1 protein-coding gene is annotated in these 296 nt (G+C 51.7%); it reads left to right on the top strand.

All coding sequences use genetic code 11. The annotated features are described in order from the left end of the window. Positions 1-296 (top strand): DUF6531 domain-containing protein (locus ACTHS3_RS17645; protein ID WP_440368719.1); only part of this gene is annotated, 296 nt, incomplete at both ends.

Genomic DNA, 296 nt, shown 5'->3' with positions numbered 1-296 from the left:
ATAGGCAACGGCTGGCTGGGACAGGGTTGGTCGCTGCCGTTCTCCATGCGTCTTGTCCGCACTGCCGACGGTTTCCTCTATATTGATGAACAGGGCAGGGAAATTTCGTTGCCGGATATCAGCGACGAAGCGGACGAGCCTTATTCCGCAGCCGACGAAGATGAAGACGATTTATATGAAGAAGAGGCTGCCCCAAGACCTGCTTCCGCCGAAGAAGATCCCTACGGTCTGGATAACGCCTATTTTGATCCTTACGAACAAATCTTCTTTTCTCAGATTTCAGACGACCTCTACCA

It is taken from the genome of Neisseria sp. P0009.S007, assembly GCF_051962515.1.
Note: the sequence above shows the minus strand (reverse complement) of the source record. Positions and strands in the feature narration are given on the sequence as shown.